At 72.9% G+C, this 21,364-nt stretch carries 20 protein-coding genes and 1 tRNA gene; 10 read left to right on the forward strand and 11 right to left on the reverse strand.

Annotated elements, in window-relative coordinates:
- Positions 1-37: 37 nt before the first annotated feature.
- Positions 38-1,618, reverse strand: coding sequence for a metallophosphoesterase family protein (locus B085_RS0109870; RefSeq protein ID WP_037731523.1), 1,581 nt, complete (start codon positions 1,616-1,618; stop codon positions 38-40).
- Between the two features lie 80 nt (positions 1,619-1,698).
- A complete protein-coding gene (locus tag B085_RS0109875; protein ID WP_018558408.1) occupies positions 1,699-2,049 on the reverse strand; it encodes a metallopeptidase family protein in 351 nt (116 codons plus the stop codon).
- 275 nt (positions 2,050-2,324) lie between these two features.
- Here B085_RS0109875 and B085_RS45540 point away from each other — a divergent pair, with 275 nt between their 5' ends.
- From B085_RS45540 to B085_RS0109900, 5 genes are all read left to right on the forward strand, one after another.
- The gene (locus tag B085_RS45540) at positions 2,325-2,813 is read left to right on the forward strand and encodes a hypothetical protein (RefSeq protein ID WP_018558409.1); all 489 of its coding nucleotides are present in this window, start codon (positions 2,325-2,327) and stop codon (positions 2,811-2,813) included.
- Between the two features lie 232 nt (positions 2,814-3,045).
- On the forward strand, positions 3,046-5,178 hold the full coding sequence (locus tag B085_RS0109885; protein WP_026250865.1) for a DEAD/DEAH box helicase: 2,133 nt from the start codon (positions 3,046-3,048) through the stop codon (positions 5,176-5,178).
- Between the two features lie 237 nt (positions 5,179-5,415).
- Positions 5,416-6,963 carry an amino acid permease gene (locus B085_RS0109890; protein WP_026250866.1) on the forward strand — a complete coding sequence of 516 codons (1,548 nt, stop codon included), beginning with the start codon at positions 5,416-5,418 and terminating at the stop codon, positions 6,961-6,963.
- A gap of 89 nt (positions 6,964-7,052) precedes the next feature.
- Positions 7,053-7,125 (forward strand) — tRNA-Lys (locus B085_RS0109895).
- A 291-nt stretch (positions 7,126-7,416) separates the two neighbouring features.
- Positions 7,417-7,710: a hypothetical protein gene (locus tag B085_RS0109900; RefSeq protein ID WP_158689704.1), complete on the forward strand. Its 294-nt coding sequence runs from the start codon at positions 7,417-7,419 to the stop codon at positions 7,708-7,710.
- 9 nt (positions 7,711-7,719) lie between these two features.
- Here the strand turns inward: B085_RS0109900 and B085_RS0109905 are convergent, their stop codons facing one another.
- The 3 genes from B085_RS0109905 to B085_RS0109915 form a co-directional block, all read right to left on the reverse strand.
- Entirely contained in the window at positions 7,720-7,920 is a 201-nt protein-coding gene (locus B085_RS0109905; protein WP_037731524.1) for a hypothetical protein, read from the reverse strand.
- Positions 7,921-8,385: 465 nt separating this feature from the next.
- Positions 8,386-8,568 (reverse strand): hypothetical protein, encoded by a 183-nt coding sequence (locus B085_RS0109910; protein WP_018558414.1) that lies wholly within the window; start codon positions 8,566-8,568, stop codon positions 8,386-8,388.
- Positions 8,565-8,762, reverse strand: a complete 198-nt coding sequence (locus tag B085_RS0109915) for a hypothetical protein (protein ID WP_158689705.1) — start codon at positions 8,760-8,762, stop codon at positions 8,565-8,567. Before B085_RS0109915 ends, B085_RS0109910 begins: the two co-directional genes overlap by 4 nt.
- A gap of 148 nt (positions 8,763-8,910) precedes the next feature.
- Between B085_RS0109915 and B085_RS0109920 the strand changes: the two genes are divergently transcribed.
- Positions 8,911-9,159 carry a GntR family transcriptional regulator gene (locus B085_RS0109920; protein WP_026250868.1) on the forward strand — a complete coding sequence of 83 codons (249 nt, stop codon included), beginning with the start codon at positions 8,911-8,913 and terminating at the stop codon, positions 9,157-9,159.
- A gap of 407 nt (positions 9,160-9,566) precedes the next feature.
- Here the strand turns inward: B085_RS0109920 and B085_RS49980 are convergent, their stop codons facing one another.
- Complete coding sequence (locus B085_RS49980; RefSeq protein ID WP_018558417.1) at positions 9,567-9,725, reverse strand: hypothetical protein; 159 nt, start codon at positions 9,723-9,725, stop codon at positions 9,567-9,569.
- Between B085_RS49980 and B085_RS41905 the strand changes: the two genes are divergently transcribed.
- Entirely contained in the window at positions 9,724-10,137 is a 414-nt protein-coding gene (locus tag B085_RS41905) for a hypothetical protein (RefSeq protein ID WP_018558418.1), read from the forward strand. The genes B085_RS49980 and B085_RS41905 overlap by 2 nt on opposite strands.
- A gap of 85 nt (positions 10,138-10,222) precedes the next feature.
- On the opposite strand, the gene B085_RS0109935 is transcribed toward B085_RS41905, so the two are convergent.
- From B085_RS0109935 to B085_RS0109945, 3 genes are all read right to left on the reverse strand, one after another.
- Entirely contained in the window at positions 10,223-10,645 is a 423-nt protein-coding gene (locus B085_RS0109935; RefSeq protein WP_018558419.1) for a hypothetical protein, read from the reverse strand.
- Positions 10,646-10,828: 183 nt separating this feature from the next.
- Positions 10,829-12,736, reverse strand: coding sequence for a SpoIIE family protein phosphatase (locus B085_RS0109940; RefSeq protein ID WP_018558420.1), 1,908 nt, complete (start codon positions 12,734-12,736; stop codon positions 10,829-10,831).
- 18 nt (positions 12,737-12,754) lie between these two features.
- Entirely contained in the window at positions 12,755-13,435 is a 681-nt protein-coding gene (locus tag B085_RS0109945; RefSeq protein ID WP_018558421.1) for a class I SAM-dependent methyltransferase, read from the reverse strand.
- 307 nt (positions 13,436-13,742) lie between these two features.
- On the opposite strand from B085_RS0109945, the gene B085_RS0109950 reads away from it, so the two are divergent.
- Positions 13,743-15,572 (forward strand): hypothetical protein, encoded by a 1,830-nt coding sequence (locus B085_RS0109950; RefSeq protein WP_026250869.1) that lies wholly within the window; start codon positions 13,743-13,745, stop codon positions 15,570-15,572.
- 12 nt (positions 15,573-15,584) lie between these two features.
- On the opposite strand, the gene B085_RS0109955 is transcribed toward B085_RS0109950, so the two are convergent.
- Positions 15,585-16,751, reverse strand: coding sequence for an Ig-like domain-containing protein (locus B085_RS0109955; RefSeq protein WP_018558422.1), 1,167 nt, complete (start codon positions 16,749-16,751; stop codon positions 15,585-15,587).
- A gap of 349 nt (positions 16,752-17,100) precedes the next feature.
- Between B085_RS0109955 and B085_RS0109960 the strand changes: the two genes are divergently transcribed.
- A complete protein-coding gene (locus B085_RS0109960) occupies positions 17,101-19,479 on the forward strand; it encodes an endonuclease/exonuclease/phosphatase family protein (RefSeq protein ID WP_026250870.1) in 2,379 nt (792 codons plus the stop codon).
- 53 nt (positions 19,480-19,532) lie between these two features.
- Here B085_RS0109960 and B085_RS0109965 read toward each other — a convergent pair whose 3' ends face one another.
- Positions 19,533-20,417, reverse strand: coding sequence for a helix-turn-helix transcriptional regulator (locus tag B085_RS0109965; RefSeq protein WP_018558424.1), 885 nt, complete (start codon positions 20,415-20,417; stop codon positions 19,533-19,535).
- A gap of 553 nt (positions 20,418-20,970) precedes the next feature.
- On the opposite strand from B085_RS0109965, the gene B085_RS41910 reads away from it, so the two are divergent.
- Positions 20,971-21,339: an effector-associated constant component EACC1 gene (locus tag B085_RS41910; RefSeq protein WP_018558425.1), complete on the forward strand. Its 369-nt coding sequence runs from the start codon at positions 20,971-20,973 to the stop codon at positions 21,337-21,339.
- The last annotated feature ends 25 nt before the right edge of the window (positions 21,340-21,364 follow it).

The following is a 21,364-nucleotide window of genomic DNA, read 5'->3' on the forward strand; positions in this document are numbered from 1 at the left end:
CAGCATATGGGATGCCAGGGGGGATCGCCAAAACGGTTTACGGGCTGCTCGTCGCGGTCGTGGAGGGCGTGACGAGGGGACTCCCGGAAGGGGAGGCGAAGGGCGGCGAGGGGGACGGGGCGCGGCCCGGCTCCACCTCCTCCGGGAGGTGGCGGGAGACCTCGGCGGTGGACAGTCCGAGCCCGCCGAGGGTGATCTCGTCCCAGGCCTGGAGCGCGTGGGTGTCCTGGTCCAGGTAGAGCACGGAGGCCTCCACCTTCTGGGGGGTGTCGCCCTCGACGGCGCGCAGTCCGCCGCCGCCGGTCGTGCCCTGCACCATCAGCCGGCTGCCGTTCTCGAGGACGCCGACGTTCCGCGTGTGGGTGTGCCCGGCGAGGATCAGGGGGACGATGCCGTCCGTCTGGGCGGCGGCGATGGGGTTGTGGGCGACGGCGATGTCGACCTTGGCGCCCGAGGCGTTCTGCCGCCGGACCGCCTCGGCGAGTTTCTGCCCGGCCACCCGTTCCGACGGGTCGCCGGCCGCCTCGACCGAACGGTCCGGGGTGAACTGCGGGTCGCCGATGCCGGCGATGCGCAGCCCCTTGACGACCACCGACCGGCCGTCGTCGACCACGTGCGCGTTGGCGCGGCCCGCGACCGCGCGCTGGCTGTCCATGGAGTCGTGGTTCCCGCGGACGAAGACGTAGGGCGCGCCGAGGTCGGGGATGGCGGAGGTGAAGCCGTTCTCGGCGGCGGTGCCGTGGTCCATCAGGTCGCCGGTGTCGATGATCACGTCGATCTTGTACTCGGTGACGACGGACTCGATGATCTGCCAGGCCACGGGGTTGAGGTGGATGTCCGAGACGTGCAGCACCCGCAGCGTGGTCGGGTCGGGGTTGTAGGCCGGCAGCGTGGACGTCGCGTCGTACAGCCGGGTCATGTTCGTCACCAGGCGGGCGAGTTCCTGCTGGTAGATGTCGAAGTCGCTGACGATGCTGCGCGCGTTGCCGACGACCGAGGGGGCGCTGCTCAGCAGCCCGGAGAACCGGGGCTCCAGGACGCTGCGCGGGTTCCAGGTGCCGTACGCGGTGCCCGCGCAGGCCACCAGCACCGCGAGGGACAGCCCGCCCGCGGCCAGAGCGCGGCGGGGCCTGCGGTAGACGGCGAGGCCGAGGGCGGTGGCGCCGGTCAGCGCGGCGACCGAGGACCGCAGGGCGAGTTCGGCCGTGCTGTGCTGCACGTCGGCGGTGACCTCGCTCTGCAGTCCGCTGATCCGCTCGGGGTGCCGTACGAGGGTCCGGGCCCGTTCGGGGTCGAGCGTGTCGACGTCCACGACCAGGCGGAGCGGGCCGTCGTGGCTGTCCAGCCGGAGGGCGCCCAGCGGAGAGACGTTGACCTCGGTGTCCCCGGTCCAGGACGGGTGCAGCGACATCCGGGTGTTCATCGGGCCGACGGGTTCCTCGATGCTGCCCAGCACCACCAGGCCGAGCCAGCCGCCCACCAGCGTCACCGCGAGCAGCCCGAGGGCGCCCAGGTACGGGTGGGCCGGGGAGGCGGTGAGCGACGGGGCGGGTGGTGCGGCGGTTCGGCGCCGCCACAGGTCACGGATACGAGGCACACGGGATCGAACACGGACCATTGCCGACGTATGCCCCGGGCCGTCGCGAGGCATGCGCCGCCGGACGGAGTCCCCCGCGGGCCCGCGGGGGTGACCGGGGCTCACCCCCAGCCGAGTTCGTGCAGGCGCTCGTCCTCGATGCCGAAGTGGTGTGCCACCTCGTGGACGACGGTCGTGGCGACCTCCTCCACGATCTCCTCCTTGGTGCCGCACATGCGCAGGGTCGGGCCCCGGTAGATCGTGATCCGGTCCGGCAGGACGCCCGCGTACCACTCCCCGCGCTCGGTCAGCGGCGTCCCCTCGTACAGGCCCAGCAGTTCCGGATCGGCGGGGTCGGGTTCGTCCTCGACGAAGACCGCCACGTTGTCCATGACGCGGGCCAGCTCGGGCGGGATCCGGTCCAGCGCGTCGCTGACCAGTTCCTCGAACGCTTCGCGTGACATCTCCAGCACACCGCCATTGTCCGGGACGGACGGCCGTTCGGGCAGCGTCCGGCGCGGATTCCGGTGCCGGGGACGCGCCAAGGGGTCGCGGGGCGGAAGCCGTTCGGGTGCGCCCGCCGGGGCGGGCGGGCCGCCGTCCGGCCGTGCTCCCGCCCGTACGGGCGTGTCCCCGAGGGCCGCGTGTCCGTTGGGCAGCGCGGAACCCGATCCCGCGACGGCCGTCCGCCGGACCCGTGGGACCCACCGGCCCCACCCGTCCCGCCATATCCATCAGAGGTGCCCCCGTGACCCCTGCCACCGCCCGCGCGCGAACGGCGGCCGTGCTGCTCCTGCCCGTGTTCGCCCTGGGCTCCGTGACCGGCTGCGTGAGCGTGGGCGGCGCGGACGACGACGCCCAGCCGAAGGGTGTCTCCTCCGGTGTCGCCGGGGAGGCCGGGGGCGCCGGCGGCACCTGGCAGGACGGCGGAATGGTCATGCCCGGCGGCGGCTCGGGCGGGGTGGAGGGGCGGCCCGGGGCCTTCGCGCCCGGGGCCGGTTCGCCCTCGGTGTCGGCGCAGGAGTCGGTGCCGGGGCCGACCCAGGGCCCGGGCCGCTCCCACAGTGCCAAGCCCTCGGGGCGTCCATCGTCCTCGGGGCGGCCCTCGCAGTCCTCGCCCCCGTCGGACCGGCCGTCGGCGACGTCCTCGCCCGGCGACAGCTCCCCGCCGCCGTCCGGGGACGGCTCGCCCGAGCCGTCCCCGTCCAGCGCGCCCTCGGTGAACGGTGCCGCGTGAGGACGATGAGGAGCGGGAGAGCGGGGAGCATGAGGGACCGAGTGGACCGAATTGGCCAAAGCGGTCTCGTATGCGTATGCTGGCAGATCGTTTGATCCCACTGCCCGGCGCCGAACCGAAGCGCGCCGCGTTGGCGCGTTCCTTTTCTCCTGTGGCTGACCGCATCGAGGCGGTTGTAAGCAACCTCCGGAGCTGGCGCGTGCCGAAATCTCCGAGAGGTTTTAGCTTCAGCATGTCTATTGACACTGCCGACCGTTCCGCCATGCCCATCGACACCGACGGCGCCGACGAGGCCGTCACCGACGAGGCCCTCACCGACGAGGCCCTCACCGACGAGGCCGTCACCGAGGAGCCCACCGCTCCCGAGACCCCCACCGTGACCTTCGGCGACCTCGGGCTGCCCGAGTCGATCGTCCGCAAGCTGGCGCAGAACGGGGTCACCACCCCCTTCCCGATCCAGGCGGCGACGATCCCCGACGCCCTGGCCGGCAGCGACATCCTCGGCCGTGGCCGCACCGGCTCCGGCAAGACCCTCTCCTTCGGTCTGCCGCTGCTCACCTCCCTGGCCGAGGGCCGCACCGAGCGGAAGCACCCGCGCGGTGTGATCCTCACCCCGACCCGCGAGCTGGCGATGCAGGTCGCGGACGCGCTGCAGCCGTACGGTGACGTGCTCGGCCTGAAGATGAAGGTCGTCTGCGGCGGCACCTCCATGCAGAACCAGATCTACGCCCTGGAGCGCGGTGTCGACATCCTCGTCGCCACCCCGGGCCGGCTGCGCGACCTGATCGAGCGCGGCGCCTGCGCGCTGGACCAGGTGCAGATCGCCGTCCTCGACGAGGCCGACCAGATGGCGGACATGGGCTTCCTGCCCGAGGTCACCGAGATCCTCGACCTGGTCCCGCAGGGCGGCCAGCGGCTGCTGTTCTCCGCCACGCTGGAGAACGAGATCGACACGCTGGTCAAGCGGTACCTCAAGGACCCGATCACGCACGAGGTCGACCCCTCGGCGGGCGCGGTCACCACGATGACGCACCACGTCCTGGTCGTGAAGCCCAAGGACAAGGCGCCCGTCACCGCCGCCATCGCGGCGCGCAAGGGCCGCACGATCATCTTCGTCCGCACCCAGATGGGTGCCGACCGCGTCGCCGAGCAGCTGCGCGACGCGGGCGTCAAGGCCGACGCCCTGCACGGCGGCATGACCCAGGGCGCCCGCACCCGCACGCTGGCGGACTTCAAGGACGGTTACGTCAACGTCCTCGTCGCCACCGACGTCGCGGCCCGCGGCATCCACGTGGACGGTATCGACCTCGTCCTCAACGTGGACCCGGCCGGCGACCACAAGGACTACCTGCACCGCTCGGGCCGTACCGCCCGCGCCGGCCAGTCCGGCACGGTCGTCTCGCTCGCCCTGCCGCACCAGCGCAAGCAGATCTTCCGCCTGATGGAGGACGCGGGCGTCGACGCCTCACGCCACGTCGTCGGCGGGGCCGGGGCGTTCGACGAGGACGTGGCCAAGATCACCGGGGCCCGGTCGCTGACCGAGGTGCAGGCCGACGCGGCCGGCAACGCCGCCCAGCAGGCCGAGCGCGAGGTCGCCGACCTCACCAAGTCCCTGGAGCGCGCTCAGCGCCGTGCCGCCGAGCTGCGCGACGAGGCCGACCGCCTCACCGCCCGCGCCGCCCGTGAGCGCGGCGAGGACCCGGAGGCCGCCGTGGCCGCCGCCCAGGCCGAGGCCGCCGAGGCGGTCGCCGCCGCGGCGGCCGTCCCCGCCCCCGCCGCGGAGTCGTCCGCGCCGGAGCAGCGCACCTTCCAGCGCCGCGACGACCGGGGCAACTACGAGCGCCGCCGTGACGACCGCCCGTCGTTCCGTGACCGCGACCGCGACCGCGGCGAGCGCGGTGACCGCGGTGACCGCGGGTACGAGCGCCGTGACGACCGTCCGTCGTTCAACCGGGACCGTCGTGACGAGCGTCCGTCCTTCAACCGTGAGCGCCGTGACGACCGTCCGTCGTTCAACCGGGACCGTCGTGACGAGCGTCCGTCCTTCAACCGTGAGCGCCGTGACGAGCGTCCCTCGTTCAACCGCGACCGCGACCGTGACCGCGGTTTCGACCGTCGTGACGACCGCCCGGCGCGCTCGTACGACCGCCGCGACGACCGTCCGGCGCGCTCCCACGAGTCCCGCGACCGGCACTTCGGTGGCGACCGCCCCTTCAACCGGGACCGCCGCGACGACCGCCCGGCGTTCAACCGCGACCGTGACGCCAACGACCGCCGCCCGTACGGCCGTCGTGACGACCACCGCCCCGGCGGCAGCGGCTTCGACCGCCGTACGGACAAGCCGCGCTGGAAGCGCAACGGCTGACCTCGGGTCCGGGTGGACGACCGGACGACCGAACAGCTGAACACCCGGGAGCCCGGCAGCACTTCGCTGCCGGGCTCCCGGCGTTCGTTCAGCCCTCCGGACGCCGTGTCGTCTCCACACCACCGGAGTGTCCGTTCGGCCACCGATTTCCCTGTGACCTCGGTCACGGGAGTTTCCGTCCACTTCCGGACAGGATATGGCGCATGTCATGCCCCAGCCGGGGGAATCGCTGGGGGCATGACAATTCCTAAAGGACCGGACGAGGCCGCCAGGCCCCCGGGCGCGGTCACCGACGAGGAACGCCTCCGCCAACTCGGCTACACCCAGGTGCTGGCCCGCCGGATGTCCGCGTTCTCCAACTTCGCGGTCTCCTTCACCATCATCTCGGTCCTCTCCGGCTGCCTGACCCTCTACGCGTTCGGCATGAACACCGGCGGCCCCGCCGTGATCACCTGGGGCTGGCTGGTCGTGGGCCTGATGACGCTGGTCGTCGGCCTGGCGATGGCCGAGATCTGCTCCTCGTACCCCACCTCCGCCGGTCTGTACTACTGGGCCCACCGGCTCGCCCCGCCGCGCAGCGCCGCCGCCTGGGCGTGGTTCGCGGGCTGGTTCAACGTGCTCGGCCAGGTCGCCGTCACGGCGGGCATCGACTTCGGCGCCGCGAGCTTCCTCAACGCCTATCTGGACCTGCAGTTCGGGTTCGGCAGCACCCCGGGCCACACGATCCTCCTGTTCGCCGCGATCCTGGTGCTGCACGGACTGCTCAACACCTTCGGCGTCCGCATCGTCGCTCTCCTCAACGACATCAGCGTCTGGTGGCACGTGCTCGGCGTCGGCCTGATCGTCGGCGCGCTCGCCTTCGTCCCGGACCGGCACCAGTCGACGTCCTTCGTCTTCACCCACTTCGTCAACAACACCGGCTGGGGCAGCAGCTTCTACGTGGTCCTGCTCGGCCTGCTGATGGCGCAGTACACCTTCACCGGCTACGACGCCTCGGCCCACATGACCGAGGAGACCCACGAGGCCGCCACCGCCGGGCCGCGCGGCATCGTCCGCTCCATCTGGATCTCCTGGATCGCCGGCTTCGTGCTGCTGCTCGGCTTCACGTACGCGATCCGGTCGTACGACGAGGTCCTCGGCACGCCGACCGGCGTCCCCCCGGCGCAGATCCTCATCGACGGCCTCGGCGACGTCGGCGGCAAGCTCCTGCTGCTGGTCGTCATCGGTGCCCAGCTCTTCTGCGGAATGGCCTCCGTCACCGCCAACAGCCGCATGATCTACGCCTTCTCGCGCGACGGGGCGCTGCCCTTCTCCGCGCTCTGGCACCGCATCAACCCGCGCACGAAGACGCCCACCAACGCCGTCTGGCTGGCCGCGCTCGGCGCGCTCGTCCTCGGCCTGCCGTACCTGATCAACCTGACCGCGTACGCCGCCGTGACCTCCATCGCCGTCATCGGCCTCTACATCGCGTACGTCATCCCGACCTTCCTGCGCCTCGGCAAGGGCGACGACTTCGAGCGCGGCCCCTGGCATCTCGGCCGCTGGTCCCGCCCGATCGGCGTCATCGCCGTGTCCTGGGTCGTCTTCATCACCGTGCTCTTCATGCTGCCCCAAGTCAGCCCGGTCACGGTCGACACCTTCAACTACGCGCCGATCGCGGTCCTGGTGGTCCTCGGCTTCGCCGCGACGTGGTGGTTCGTCTCGGCCCGCCACTGGTTCCTGCGCGACCGCGGTCCCGCCTCCGTCGAGGTCCCCGCACCCGCCCCGGCCGACACACCCGGGTGACCGTTCCCGCCCCTCGCCGGCGGCGGCCGCGCCGCACGGGCCGAATGCGCTCGGAGCCACGGCCGCCGTCGGGCTATGCTGCGGGGTGCGGGCCGTTAGCTCAATTGGCAGAGCAGTGGACTTTTAATCCATTGGTTGTGGGTTCGAGTCCCACACGGCCTACCCGCAGGCGGTTGGTCTCGCCACCGCTGTCCTGCGTGAATGCGGCCCCACCGGTCTCGACCGGTGGGGCCGCAGCCCGTTTCACGGCCTCAAAGATCGGTAGCTCGGCCAAAGCTCGGCCGAGATGCAAACGATCACCAGCCCGGGTATGTCGGGGGCTGCCGCTAGGGTCGGCGGCATGACGACATCTGACCAGATGCCCACCGATCTCGTCGCTATAGCCGACGATGGCGAAAATGCCACGATTGTCGTTTCTTTGCCATAGGTGGAGAGACCGTGGAAGGCCGCCTCGTGAACGAAGTCACCTTCTGGGAAGACGTCGCGGAGACAGTCGAGTCCGGCACTGCCGCAAACGTCGCGACCATGTACCGGCAACTTGCCGCGATGGCTCTCGCGAAGCGTGAAGAGAACGCGCGGCGAAGGGAGGTCCGGCCCCATTCGAAGCTCCCCGACCCTCCGGAGTACCTGCACATCGTGCTCGACGACGGCGACCCGGAGGGCGGCGCCCGAATGTGGCGCCTGAACTTCGAGGCCGTCTCCGGCTGGTCGCACCGTGAGTTCAACCTGGCACCGGCTCCGGCCTAGGGGTAGCACTCACCAGGTGTCGGGGCCGCCGCCGCGCCATTCGATCAGCTCGGGGTCAACGACGTCGGCCATGTCGGCATCGAAGCCGGCACGGCGCAGGAACTCCAATAGGTCGGCCATCCCGTACGCGGTGCCGAGGACCTCGTTGTCCACGCGCACCACGCGGCCGCCGGTATCCCCGGGTGGCATCACGACTACGCGGTGCTCCATGCCGCCAGGATGCCCCTGCGGCGGTCGAGGCGCAGTGTGGAAGTGCGGCGGCCAACTTCGCGTCTGGACATCATGCGAGGGCTGCAGGTTTTGCTATCCGAACGGTCCAATGACGCAGGTCAGGGTGTATACCTGAAGTAACAGTTCATAACTCCCATATCGGTCGCGTCGCTGCGCCTCTAAGGAGCCCCCAATGCCCTATGGAGCAGACGATGCTTCCCGTCCCCCGCCCCGTGCTGACGTGGTGCAAGCTCGCGGCTGCGAGAAGTGCCGCGGATGGGGAACCGTGATCACGCCCCGGGGACGCCATGAACTCTGCACGGCCTGTCAAAGCCGGTGCAGCAAGGTGGGGTGCGCGAACTAAGGAACGCCCCACCATTCCGAGACCCCCACCGCGGCAACTGCGGTGGGGGTCTCGGGCCGTCGGCCTCCCGTGGTGCTTGCCGTCGGAGACCGGCGGCAGCTCTACAGGGAGTACATGCGCGGCCTGGCGGCGCCCTCGCGTCGCCGGCACGCCCTGGTGTCAGCGCAGAGGACGAAGATGCCGCCCGGCCCGGAGCCGGACTCCACCAGGTAGGACCGGCCGTCCTCTGTGTGCTTCTGGCAGCGGGCGCAGGTGCCTGTGACGCGCTCCTCGGCGGCGCTCACCGCTGGCCAGCCCGGGCGGCGGTGTACGCGGCCCACAGTGCGTCGGCGTCAGCGCATCGGGTCTGTCGGGAGGCGCATGCTGCGCATGCCGCGAGGTGGTCCAGGTAGGCGCGGTGGGTGGTGTGGACGACCCCTTCAAGCCGCTGCAGTTGGGCGGCTACGCGCGGGGCGTGCTGGGCGGTACCGTGAGCCATGTCGACCCCTTCTCGGTCGGCCGTGCCCTCGGGGCCGTTGACGCGGCCGCCGGGGGCCATCTTGGCTTCGACCTTACCGCGCCTTACCGCACCTTGCCGAGGGTTGCTGCGGTCGCGCGGCATAGCGCGGGAACCTACGGTCGCCACCATGGGATCGGATCTTGATCGCACGCGCGCGGTGTGGAAGCAGGTCGTGGCGCTCGTCGTCGATCGCATCAATGACGGCACCTACCCGCCGGGCAGCCGCGTCCCGTCCACCCTTGAGCTGGCCACCGAGCTGGGCATCGCCACTTCGACGAGCCAGAAGGCGCTTGCCCACCTGCGGAACGAGGGCTGGCTGCGGGGCGAGACCGGCATCGGGACGTTCGTCGCCGACCAGCCGCCGACCGATGACTGATCACCCTGGCTGAATGCGATCTAGCCGCCCCGGCATGATCCCCATAGCGTTGCCCCGACCCAGAACCGCACACAACGGGAGGGCGCATGCGCGACATCGGATGGTCAGCGGCTGACATCCAGTGGGGCTACGACATTCAGTGGTAGACGCCTGAACGCACGAAAGCGCCCCCTGCCCGACCCGTGATGGGCCGGGCAGGGGGCGCAGTCAGTGCTGGAGTAGGGCGAATAGGGCCGTGGCGACGCCTGCCACGCCCGCGAGGGCACCGATGGGGTGATGGCCTTGTTGTCGTCGCGCAGGGTGTCGAGCTTGATCTCCACACGGGACACGGTGTCGTGCAGCGATCTCATCTCCTGGAACATCTGCGCCGGGCTGATGTATACGCCCGGGTCTTGCGGCGTCACGGGTCAGACCTTGGTGGACAGCGACGCACTATTCGGGTCGCCGAAGACCCTCGCGGCGATGCCCTTCACGAGCGACAGCGCCGCGGCGATACCGCCCATGGCGGCGGACTGCCACATGTCCAGGTTGAACGCCGTTGCCTGGAAGGCCGGAGCCCTGGCCATGGCCTTCAACGGTCAGGACCCGCTCAGCCCCGACTTCGACATGACCCAGGTCGGTTACGCCGACCAGGGCGGCCTCGCCTCGACCCGGGTGCAGCGCTACTCCCGGCTGACGGTCAACGCGGCTCCGGAGCCCGTCCGCAAGGGCAAGACCCTCACGGCGACCGGCAAGCTGACCCGCGCCGACTGGGAGACCAACACCTACAAGGGCTACACCAAGCAGGCGGTCGAGCTGCAGTTCCGCAAGGCGGGCACCAGCACGTACAAGACCGTCAAGACGGTGTACTCGGACTCGTCCGGCAACGTGAAGGCGACCACCACCGCCAAGTGCGACGGCTACTGGCGCCTCCGCTTCGAGGGCACCTCGACGACCCCGGCGGTCTCCGCCACCGGCGACTACGTCGACGTGCGGTAGCAACCGCGTCGCATCGCCGCAGGGCCCCCGGCCGGAGTGCATCCGGACGGGGGCCCGAGGCGTTCCGGGAGCCCGGACGGCGAGGTCAGGCGCCGCAGAACTTGAGGCGCTTGAGGGCGTCGTTGATGGCCTTGCCCTGGGCCTCGGTGAGCTCGTTGCCGTGGTAGGTGAAGCGCTTGGCGGCCTCCGCGTCGGCCTGGGCGCTGTTGCTGTTGATGGCGCTGCACTGCTGGCGCGCGGCGTCGATGGCCTTGTCGGGGTCCTTGGCGAAGTCGGGGTTGATGGCCTGGAGGGCCGCGATGAGCGTGACCCGCTCGGCGTCCGTGAGCGCGGACGGCATCCCGGCGTCGGGCAGGGTCTTGTCCTGGTCGGTCCTGGCCACCGGGGACTGGGAGGACACGGCGGACTCGGGGGCCGTGGCGGTGGTGTCGGAGGAGGAGCCGCAGCCGCCGAGGGCGAGGCCGGTGACGGCGAGCAGCAGTGCGGTCGCGGCGATGTGTGTGCGCATGTCGGGATTATTACGTTTCGCCCTGCCTTTTATGGCGGAGGCGGTCCGCGGCAGGGGTGTGACATGTCCGAGTCCCCACCGGATGGGTGCCGGGCCCCGGTGGGTGGCCTGCGGGGCCAAGTCGTCCCCCGCGGTGAGGTGCTCGACGGACGCGCACGCCGACGGCCGCCGGGACGGCGCGGCCTACGCCGGGGTCGCGCCGCGGCGGCGGACCTCGTCGGGGATGGGGAGTTCGAACCAGACGACCTTGCCCGTGCCCAGGCGCCGCGCGCCCCAGTGGGCGGCGAGGCGGTCGACGACGTACAGGCCGCGGCCCGTCTCGTCCTCCGGTCCGGCCCGGCGCAGCCGGGGGACCAGGGAGGAGTCGTCGCCGACCTCGCAGCGCAGCACGTCGGTGCACAGCAGACGCAGCGTGATGGGGCGGGAGGCGAGGCGGACGGCGTTGGTGACGACCTCGCTGACGAGGAGTTCGGTCGTCTCCAGCATCGGGTCGAGGCCCCAGCGGTGCAGGGCGCGGCGGGTGAGGCGGCGGGCGCGGCAGGCGGTCTCGGGCTGGGGGGCGAGGTACCAGTAGGCGACGCTGTGCGTGGGGAAGCCGTCGAAGCGGGCGGCGAGCAGCGCGATGTCGTCGTCGCGGGAGCCGCCGGGGCCGAGGTCGCCGAGCGCCTGGTCGCACAGGGCCTCCAGCGGCGTTGGGACGAGGTCGCGTCCGGGCGTCTGGACGCGGGCGAGCAGGTTCTCCACCCCGGTCCAGATGTCGTGGCCGCGGGACTCGACCAGGCCGTCGGTGTAGAGGAACAGCGTGGCCCCGGTGGGCGCGGGCATCTCGACGGTCTCGAAGTCGACGCCTCCGACGCCGATCGGCGCGCCCGCGGGCACGGGCAGCACCTCGCCCTTGCCGCCGGGGAGGAGGAGGACCGGTGGCGGATGGCCGGCGTTGGCGATGAGCAGACGGTGCGAGATGGGGTCGTAGACCGCGTACAGGCAGGTGGCGATGTGCTCGATGCCCAGCCGCTGGGCCTGGTCGTCGAGGTGGTGCAGGACCTCGTCCGGGGGCAGGTCGAGTCCGGCGAGCGCCTGCACGCTGGTGCGCAGTTGACCCATGATCGCGGCCGAGGTCATCGAGTGGCCCATCACGTCGCCGACGACGAGCGCGACGCGGCTGCCGGGCAGCGGGATGGCGTCGTACCAGTCGCCGCCCACCCGCGCGGTCTCCGAGGCGGGGAGGTAGCGGCTGGCCAGCCGGACCCCGGTGGGCTCGGGGAGGGAGGCCGGGAGCATGGTGCGCTGCAGCGCGTCGGCGACGGACGCCTCGTGGCCGTACATCAGCGCCTTGTGGGCGCCGAGCGCCGTGTGGGTCGCAAGTTGCGAGGCGACCAGCAGGTCGTCGGCGGTGAACGGGGCCCGCTCGGGGCGGCGCAGCAGGGCGAGGGTGCCCATGAGGCGGTTGCGGCCGTGCAGCGGGGCGATGATCAGGCGGCGGCCCGGCGGCAGCGTGCCGGGCGGGCCGGCCACGGGACCGAGCAGTTCCCCGGCGGCGGGGGCGATGCCGGGCGCGTCGCCGAAGCACGGGCGGCCCTCCCTCAGCAACCGGGTGAGCCGGCCGGTGGTGCTCAGCCGTACGCACTCCGACACCCCCTGCGGTGCGGGGCGGTTGACGCACCGCAGCGCGATCTGCGGCGGCTCGGGCGCGGCGGCCTCCGCGTCCGGCGACGGCAGCCCCGGCGAGGGCCCTTCCGGGGCGCGCCGCCGGGTGGGGTGCAGATGCAGGACGACGTCGTCCGCGGCGTCCGGGCCCTCGACCCCTTCCCCCGTCAGCAGCGGGTCGTGCAGATGGACGAAGATCGCGTCGGCGAAGGCGGGGACGGCCGCCGCGTCCAGTTCGCGCAGGGTCTCGTCCAGGTCCATGCCGGCGGCGATGCGCCGGGTCGCCGCGTCGAGGTAGCGGAGCCGGTCCGTCTGCGGCTGCCCGGGCGTGCGGGGCGCGTCGGCGTCCCTGGGCCAGGGGGTGCCGTGGGTGTGCCGCTCGGGCCGTTCCGCTCCGCCCCCGGCCGGGCCGGGGTCCTCGCCGGGGGTGCGGTGCCGCGCCACGCCCTGGTCCCGCCCGCCTCAGCCGGTCCGCCGGCAGCAGAGGAAGACCTGTTCCTCCGGCGGTACGTCGCTGAAGGCCGGGGCGTAGGTGTACGAGAACTCCTTGACGATCTCGAAGCCGCCCGACTCGATGACGTGGAGCAACTCCTCCCGGAGGTAGCCGGAGACGCGGATGGTGAAGCCGAGGAACGGGATGGAGAAGTCGTCCACGTCGGCCTCCACCATCGCCAGGGCGAACAGCCCGCCCGGGACGAGCAGATGGTGGATCGTGCGGAGCGCGTGCGGGATCTCGGCACGCGGCAGCATCAGCAGGGAGAAGAAGGCCGCGACGGCGTCGAAGCGGCCGAGCCGGACCGGGCCGCCGGGCCGCAGGTCGGCGATGTCCAACTGGTGGAAGACGGCGCCGGGGACGTACGTCCGGGCGAGTTCGAGCATGCCCGCGGACAGGTCGACCCCGACGACGTCGAACGCGGCGTCGCTCAACTGCCGGGCGGTGGGCAGTCCGGTGCCGCAGCCGAGGTCCAGTACACGGGATCCGGGCGGCAGGGTGTCCACGAGCCACAGGCCGGCGGAGAACTGCCCCTCCTTGTGCGGGAAGGCCTCGTCGTAGCGGTCACCGATGGCGTCGAACGCCTCGGCCTGGCCGCTCCGGTCAGGCCGGCCGCTCTCGTAACCGCCCCACACGGTCTTGTCGATCACGAAAATATCCCTTTCGTGCCCACTTCGAATTATCCCACGGAGTCCTTCTGTTGCCTCCTGATGCAATTTGTCCCTTTGGTCGCGGGGGTCGCAGGAGTCCCGGAACGGCACCGGGGTCACATGGGGCGTCCGGCCCGTCTCTCTCCGTGCATGGCGGTACCGCCGTGCCCGCCGTTACGGACGGGGCGCGTGCGCCGGGGTGTGCCGCGCCCGTATCGTGGGGCCACCACGCTCACGCCGGCCCGGGGCCGCTCCGCCGCGCGTACGCCGCCGACGCCCACCGCACTTGCCAGGAACCGGACCTCATATGACCGCACCCTCCTTGCACAGCACCGCCGACATCGCCTCCCTCCCCGAGGAGACGCGCGACGACCTGCGCGCCTACGCGGAGCTCGGCGGTTTCACGCTGACGAGCGACACCCACGCCTGGTACGCCGCCGTGGACACCGTCGCCGGCCCCGAGGAGGCCCGCGCCGCCTCCACCGTCCTCGCGGAACTGCGCGGCCGCGACCTGCCCGCGCTGCGCGCCGCCGCCCAGCGCCTGGAGGCGGCCGAGGCCCTGGGCATCGACATCCCCCGTACGGTGGCCGAGTGCGGCCGGACCGTGTCGCTGCTGCTGCGCGTACGGCTCACCCTGCGGACGCTGAACGCCGACGTGTACGACGTGGCCGAGGCCGAACTGGACGAGTTCGTCGCCGCCACCGCGAGCGGCGCCTGGCGCCGGGACCGCGGTGTGAAGGTCGCCTGGCTGCGCCGCCGTTCCCTGCGGGGACGCGTGCGTGGGCTGGCCACCGGACGGCCGCGGCGCGACGCCGTGCACACCGCCCTCGCCTCCGCGGCCACCGAACGCACCGACTGGGCCGCCCTCGGCGGCGCCGGCCGCCCGGCGCTCCCCGCGGACCCGGACTTCCTCGACGAGGCCTCCCGCGCCGCCGAGGCCGCCGGTACCGGGCTCACCGAACTGGGGCGCCTCCTGCGCCCCGAGGCCGCGCTGGACACCCTCCCCTTCGAGGAACTCGCCGAGCTGCTCGACCGCCTCGCCGCGGACGAGGGCACGCTGTACCGGCTGCCCAACCTCAAGGCCACCCGTGACCGCCTGCGGCATCAGGGGCTGGGTGAGGTGCTCGAGGAGCTGAGGGAGCGACGGGCGGACACCGCCGAGGTCGTCGCGCTGCTGGGCGAGACGGAGACCCCCGTCGTCCCCGAACCGCGCGCCGCGTCGGCGTCGGAAGCGCCGGAGGGGGTGGCTCGCGCGGAGGCGGATCCGGTCGTCGAGGCGGAGGTCGCCCAGGAGGCTGCTGCGGTCGAGGCCGAGCCGGTCGTCGAGGCGGAGGGCGGGCCCGAGCCGGTTGCCGAGGCGGACCCTGAGCCTGAGCCGGTGGTTGAGGCCGCTCCCGTGGTGGAGGCCGAGCCCGAGGCGGTCGTCGAGGCGCCCGTCGAGGCGGAGCCCGTTGTGGAGCCCGAGCCGGTGGTTGAGGCCGCTCTCGCGGTGGAGGCCGAGCCCGAGGCGGTCGTCGAGGCGCCCGTCGAGGCGGAGCCCGTTGTGGAGCCCGAGCCGGTGGTTGAGGCCGCTCTCGCGGTGGAGGCCGAGCCCGAGGCGGTCGTCGAGGCGGAGGCTGTGCCGGTGGCGGAGGCCCCGGTTGCGGCGGAGGCGCCCGTCGAGGTGGAGCCCGAGCCGGTGGCTGAGGCCGCTCTCGCGGTGAAGGCCGAGCCCGAGCCGGTCGTCGAGGCGGAGGTCGTCGAGGAGGCTGCTGCCGTCAAGCTTGAGCCGGTTGCCGAGGCGCAGCCTGAGCCGTTGGCAGAGGAAGCCGCCCCCGTGGCGGAGCCCGAGCCCGAGGCCCCGGTGGCGGAGGAAGCTCCCGCCGCCGAGCCCGAGCCCGAGCCCGAGCCCGAGGCCGTCGCCAAGGCGAAGCCGGCCGCGCGGCGGCCGCGGAAGCCGGCGGTCACGCCGGGGAAGGCCGTGACGGCGTACTCGGCGAAGGAACTGACCGCGCTGGTGCGGTGGATCGACGGTGACGGCGAGACGCGTTCGGACGACGAGCTGCTGCGTGCCGCGATGAAGGAGCTGGGCTTCGCCCGGCTCGGCCCGCGCATCAAGGAGGCCCTCGGCGCGGCCGTGGCCGAGGCGCGCGGCTGACGGGGCCGCGCGTCACCCGGCGCGCGGCAGGGGTTTGGCGACGACCCGCACCAGGACGGTGCGGGTCGTCGCGTTCCGGCAGGCGTCGGTGATGGTGGCGGTGAACGCGTCGGTGCCGGAGAAGTTCTCGCGCGGGGTGTAGGAGAAGAGGCCGTTGGCCTGCTGGACGAGGACGCCCCGCACGGGTTCGCTGTGGGCGGTGACGGTCGTCCCCTTCCCGGCGACGCCTTTGAGGACGTCGCCGGTGGCGTGGCCGTGCGGGCCGGACGTGACGCGCAGCCGCCCCGGTACGAGGACGGGCCGGGCGACGACGTAGACCCGGTGGGCGGCGTGGTCGGAGACGTAGAGCCGCCCGCCGGGGGCGAGGGCGGTGCCCCAGGGGCGGTTCAGCGGGCCGGTCCCGGAGGTGCGGGCGCGTGGGGACGGGTAGAAGAGGGAACCGTCCTCCGTGACTGCGAGGCCGTGGACGTCGTCCGCGGTGAGCCGGGCGGCGCCGGCTACGGGGGTGGCCCGGCCGTCGTGGTCGATGCGCCGGACGCGGCCGTCGACGACGGCGTAGACGTTGCCGGCCCCGTCGGCGGCGAGGGCGCCCACGGTCGCCCCCGGGAAGTGGCGGACCGGGGCCTTGCCGCCGGGTGGGATCCGCCGCAGGCCGCCGCCCGTGCCGCCCGAGACGTACACGGAGCGGTCCTTGCCGACGGCGACGGCGTCGTGGCGGCCGGCTTCCGTGAGCAGCGTCTTGACGCCGTGGCCGTCGGGGCGCACGGACACGGCCTTGCCCTCGCCGGAGACGTAGACCGTGCCGTCCGGGCCGACCGCGAGGCCGTACGGGGCGAAGTCGGTGGTCGCGAAGGTCGTGATGACGGGCGCGGCGCCCGCCGCGCCCGGGGTGACGCGGCGGACGGCGCGGTTGGCGGAGTCCGCGATGTAGAGGCGGCCCGTGGTGTCGGTGGCGAGCCCGGCCGGGTCGTGCAGTGTGGCCGCGGTGGCGGCAGCACCGTCGCCGCCGCGGCCGGGCTTGCCGGTTCCGGCGTAGGCGACCGGGGCGCATCCGGCGACGGGGGCCACCGGTGCGGCGGTGCCCGGGGCCGGGGTGAGCAGGACGCCGGCGGCCGTCAGCAGGGCGGTGGCGAGGGCGGGCCGGTGACGGCGGCAGGGCTGTCCGGGGGGTGGGCGCACGTCGGGCTCCGCGGGGGTGAGGTGGACGACGGTTACTGACGGGACGTCATCAATGTGGCAATCCCTGCCGGTCCCGGCGCGCCGGGTGACCCATCGGGGGGTCGCCCGAACGGTGGCGCCCGCGCACCGGAGGGGGCTCACCGGTGGCCCCGGTGGCACGGCGCGCGCCCGGACGGACTCGCAGAATTCACCCCGGCGCCCTTGTCATGTCTGGTTCTACGCGCGTAACTTGAGCCGGTCCGCCGTGCGCTGCCCATCGTCGACGGGCAGTTGGACCCCGATAGGAGAAACCCTCGTGCCGATCGCCAGACCGAGCCGACACCGCAACCGCGCCGCGGCGCTCGCGCTCATATCGACCGGAATCGCCGCGTCCGTCGTTCTGACCGGGCTGCCCGCCGCCCACGCGACCCCCTCCAGCCAGGCGGTCGTCGCAGAGGTGTACGGCGGTGGCGGCAACTCCGGCGCGACGCTGACCAACGACTTCGTGGAGCTCGCGAACGCCGGCACGGCCGCGTACGACCTGTCGGGCTACAGCGTGCAGTACCTGCCCGGTTCGCCGTCCGCCTCCTCCAAGTGGCAGGCGACCGCGCTGACCGGGGCGATCGCCCCCGGCGGCCGCTACCTCGTGTCGGAGTCCGCAGGCACCGGCGGCACGACGCCCCTGCCGGCCGCCGACGCCAGTGGCTCCATCGCGATGAGCGGCACCAGCGGCACCATCGCCCTGGTCAACGGCACCACCCCGCTGACCTGCATCACCGCCGCCGACTGCACGGCCGACCCGCGCGTGGTCGACCTCGTCGGCTTCGGCACCGCGGTCGTGCGCGAGGGCAGCGGCCCCGCGGCCGGCGCGAGCAACACCGCCTCCGTCGCCCGCGGCGCGTCCCTGGCCGACACCGACGACAACGCCGCCGACCTGACCGCCGGCGCGCCGACCCCGGTCAACGCCGCCGGGCAGACCCCGGGCGGCGGCACCACGGACCCGACGCCCGACCCCGAGCCGACCGAGCCCGGCACCACCCGGATCCACGACATCCAGGGCACCACCCGGGTCTCCCCGCTCAAGGGCCAGACGGTCACCCGGGTCCCCGGCATCGTCACCGGCGTCCGCACCACCGGCTCCAAGGGCTACTGGATCCAGGATCCGGAGGCCGACGCCGACGCCCGCACCAGCGAGGGCGTGTTCGTCTACACCGGCTCCGTCACGCCCACCGTCGCCGTCGGCGACAAGGTGCTGGTGACCGGCAAGGTCTCCGAGTACTACCCGGGCGCCGGCAGCCAGTCGGTCACCGAGGTCACCGCCCCGACCACCGCCGTGCTCTCGGCGGGCAACGCCCTGCCCGCGCCGGTCACGCTGGACGCGTCCACCGTCCCGGCGGCGTACGCGCCCGACGCCGGCGGCGGCAGCATCGAGGGCCTGCCGCTCGACCCGGCCGGGTACGCGCTGGACTTCTACGAGGCCCACGAGGGCGAGCTGGCGCGGTTCTCCGACGCCCGCGTCGTCGGCGGTACCACCCAGTACCACGAGGTCTGGGTGACGGTGAAGCCGGACGAGAACCCCACCCGCCGCGGCGGCACGGTGTACGGCTCGTACGACCAGCCCAACACCGGCCGTATCAAGGTCATGTCGATCGGCGCGGGCGCGGGCGTCCCGGCCGCCGACGTCGGCGACCGGCTGGCGGGCACCACCACCGGCGCGATCGACTACGACGGCTTCGGCGGCTACAGCCTCCAGGCCACGCAGCTCGGCACGCTGGTCGACAAGGGCCTGCAGCGCGAGGTGACCCGCAAGCAGAAGGGCGGTGAGCTCGCGGTCGCCACGTACAACGTGGAGAACCTCGACCCCACCGACCCCGTCGACAAGTTCGCGCGGCTCGCCGACGGCGTCGTCACCCACCTCTCCTCGCCCGACGTCGTGGCCCTGGAGGAGATCCAGGACAACAACGGTGCCACCGACGACGGCACCGTCGCAGCCGACCAGACCCTGCGGAAGTTCACCGACGCGATCGTCGCGGCCGGCGGCCCCCGCTACAGCTGGCGGGCGGTCGACCCCACGGACGGCACCGACGGCGGTGAGCCCGGCGGCAACATCCGCCAGGTCTTCCTCTTCAACCCGCACCGCGTGCAGTTCACCGACCGCGCCGGCGGCGACGCCACCACCGCGGTCAAGGCGGTCAAGACCCGCGAGGGCGTCGAGCTGTCGGTCTCCCCGGGCCGGATCAATCCGGGCAGCGAGGCGTGGAACGCCAGCCGCAAGCCGCTGGTGGGCGAGTTCCGCTTCCACGGCAAGCCGGTCTTCGTCATCGCCAACCACTTCAACTCCAAGGGCGGCGACCAGCCGCTGCACAGCGTCAACCAGCAGCCGGTGCGCAGCTCCGAGACCCAGCGGAAGCTGCAGGCCACCGAGGTCAACACCTTCGTGAAGTCGCTGCTCGCGGCCGACCGGGACGCCAACGTCGTGGTCCTCGGCGACCTCAACGACTACGAGTTCTCCGGCACGGTGTCCACCCTCACCTCGGGCGGCGTGCTGAAGGACCTGCTGACCACGCTGCCGAAGCCGGAGCGCTACACCTACGTCTACGAGGGCAACTCGCAGTCGCTGGACCACATCCTGCTCAGCCCGGCGCTGCGCCGCTTCGACTACGACGTGGTGCACATCAACGCGGAGTTCGCCGACCAGGCGAGCGACCACGACCCGCAGATCGTCCGCATCAAGCCGGACGGCTGCTGAGGCACCCCCGCCGAGGGCGGCACCGGCGCGACGCCGGTGCCGCCCTCGCGGCGTCACCGGGGGTCGGGCTCGGGGTCGGGGAACCCGCTGGCGGGTGTGTCGGAGCCGGTCCACGCGGCCAGCAGCTGCAGGGCCGCCTCGGAGGTGGAGCCGGGCTCGGCGGTGTGGATGCACACGAGCTGGTCGCTGTCGCCGGGGAAGAGCGCATGCTCGTACGACAGGGTGAGGTCGCCGACGACGGGGTGGTGGTAGAGCTTCACCCCGTGCGACCGCTGCCGCACGTTGTGGTCGGCCCACCAGGCGCGGAACTCCGCGCTCTTGATGGTCAGTTCGCCGACCAGCTCGGTCAGCCCCGGGTCGTCGGGATGGCGTGCCGCGTCCAGCCGCAGGGCGGCGACCGTCTCGGCGGCGTGCTTGTCCCACTCCCGGTGCAGGTCGCGGGCCGCGTCGTCGAGGAACATGAAGCGGGCGAGGTTGCGGTCGCGGTGCGGCAGTGTGGAGAAGTCCGTGAGCAGCGTGCGGGCCAGCCGGTTCGCGGCCAGTACGTCGGTGCGGCGGCCGATGACGAACACCGGGGTGAGGTCGCCCAGCAGGTCCAGCACGCGGTGGACCTCCGGGCGCACCCGCTGCGGCCGCACCGGTCTGCGGCGGGGCGGCGTGCGGTGCCGCGCCAGCTCGAAGAGGCAGGCGCGCTCGGCCGCGTCCAGCCGCAGGGCCCGGGCGACGGCGTCCAGCACCGCCTCCGAGACATTCAGGTGCCTGCCCTGCTCCAAACGGGTGTAGTAATCGGTGCTCACCCCGGCCAGCCGCGCCAGCTCCTCCCGCCGCAACCCCGGCACACGGCGCGGCGCACCGCTGACGGTGATGCCGGCGTCCTGCGGGCTCAGCCGGTTCCTGCGGGCCCGCAGGAAGTCCCTGAGCTCGGCGTTGTGCTCCATGTGTTCCAGTATGGGCGGCCGATCATGAGGCGGCCCGGCACGGCCGGACGGGCCGGCGGCCACCCGGAGGGAGGGCTCTCCTCCGGGCGGTCCGGCCCTTGCGTCCGCTCCCGGAAGCGGCCGGGCCTCCCGCCGGGCCTCCCGCCGGGCCGGAGTGCCGCCGTCCGCGGCCGTACACGGCGCCGAGGGCGCCGTACGGGTCCGCCCGCGCCGCGACCACGCCCCGGAAGCCCGCGCGGGCGCCCCGTCGATTGGCCCGCCTCGGGAGGGCCGGCCGGCGAGCCCCCTCCTCGTCCGGGGGCGACTCCCGGCGCGGGGCTCGCCTCGCTCCTGCGTGCAGCCGTTGGCCAGTGCTCCAGGACCGGGGGAGTCGCCCGGACCGGGGGATTCGCCCGTACCGGGGGTACCCGGGCGTCGGGGCCCGCCGTACCGCTGCGGGCGGACAGCCGGCCCCGCCCGGACGCCGCGACTTCCTGCTGGTTACACACAACTCCGCGCATAGGTCGTGTGAATGACGGTACGTCAGCGTAAGCTGGGGATGAGGGGAGGCGTCATGGACACGTACGTGACCATTGAGCTGGAGGGCGGCAAGGACGCGGCGGAGGACCTGCGCAGACTTGAGGTCTGGCTGCGGGCCGACGAGGAACTGGCGCCGCTGGTCGTCCGCAGGGAGCGGCCCGCCGACGAGAGCATGGGCGTCGCCTACGACCTCCTGCTGATGATCCTCCAGGAGACCCTGCAGGCCACCGCGCTCACGCTGCTCCGCGCCCTGCGCAACCACCTGCGCAACCAGCCCGGCGACTCGCTCAGCGTCACCGTCCGCGCGGGCGACGTGGAGTGCGTCCTCACCGGCAGGGACGCCCTGACCCGAGGCGAGCTGGAGGCGATGGCGGCCCGTATCCGCCAGACGCTCGAGAACTAGATCCGGAGGAAGACGGCCCTGGGGA

This window comes from Streptomyces sp. BoleA5, assembly GCF_000373665.1.
Taxonomy (GTDB): Bacteria; Actinomycetota; Actinomycetes; order Streptomycetales; family Streptomycetaceae; genus Actinacidiphila.

Coding starts and splice junctions, on each gene's coding strand:
- B085_RS0109885 (WP_026250865.1), top strand. CDS start 3,046: ATGTCTATTGACACTGCCGACCGTTCCGCCATGCCCATCGACACCGAC.
- B085_RS41910 (WP_018558425.1), top strand. CDS start 20,971: ATGGACACGTACGTGACCATTGAGCTGGAGGGCGGCAAGGACGCGGCG.
- B085_RS41905 (WP_018558418.1), top strand. CDS start 9,724: ATGGCCTTCAACGGTCAGGACCCGCTCAGCCCCGACTTCGACATGACC.
- B085_RS0109950 (WP_026250869.1), top strand. CDS start 13,743: ATGACCGCACCCTCCTTGCACAGCACCGCCGACATCGCCTCCCTCCCC.
- B085_RS0109935 (WP_018558419.1), bottom strand. CDS start 10,645: ATGCGCACACACATCGCCGCGACCGCACTGCTGCTCGCCGTCACCGGC.
- B085_RS0109890 (WP_026250866.1), top strand. CDS start 5,416: ATGACAATTCCTAAAGGACCGGACGAGGCCGCCAGGCCCCCGGGCGCG.
- B085_RS0109905 (WP_037731524.1), bottom strand. CDS start 7,920: ATGGAGCACCGCGTAGTCGTGATGCCACCCGGGGATACCGGCGGCCGC.
- B085_RS49980 (WP_018558417.1), bottom strand. CDS start 9,725: ATGGCCAGGGCTCCGGCCTTCCAGGCAACGGCGTTCAACCTGGACATG.
- B085_RS0109920 (WP_026250868.1), top strand. CDS start 8,911: ATGGGATCGGATCTTGATCGCACGCGCGCGGTGTGGAAGCAGGTCGTG.
- B085_RS0109870 (WP_037731523.1), bottom strand. CDS start 1,618: ATGGTCCGTGTTCGATCCCGTGTGCCTCGTATCCGTGACCTGTGGCGG.
- B085_RS0109915 (WP_158689705.1), bottom strand. CDS start 8,762: ATGGCTCACGGTACCGCCCAGCACGCCCCGCGCGTAGCCGCCCAACTG.
- B085_RS0109965 (WP_018558424.1), bottom strand. CDS start 20,417: ATGGAGCACAACGCCGAGCTCAGGGACTTCCTGCGGGCCCGCAGGAAC.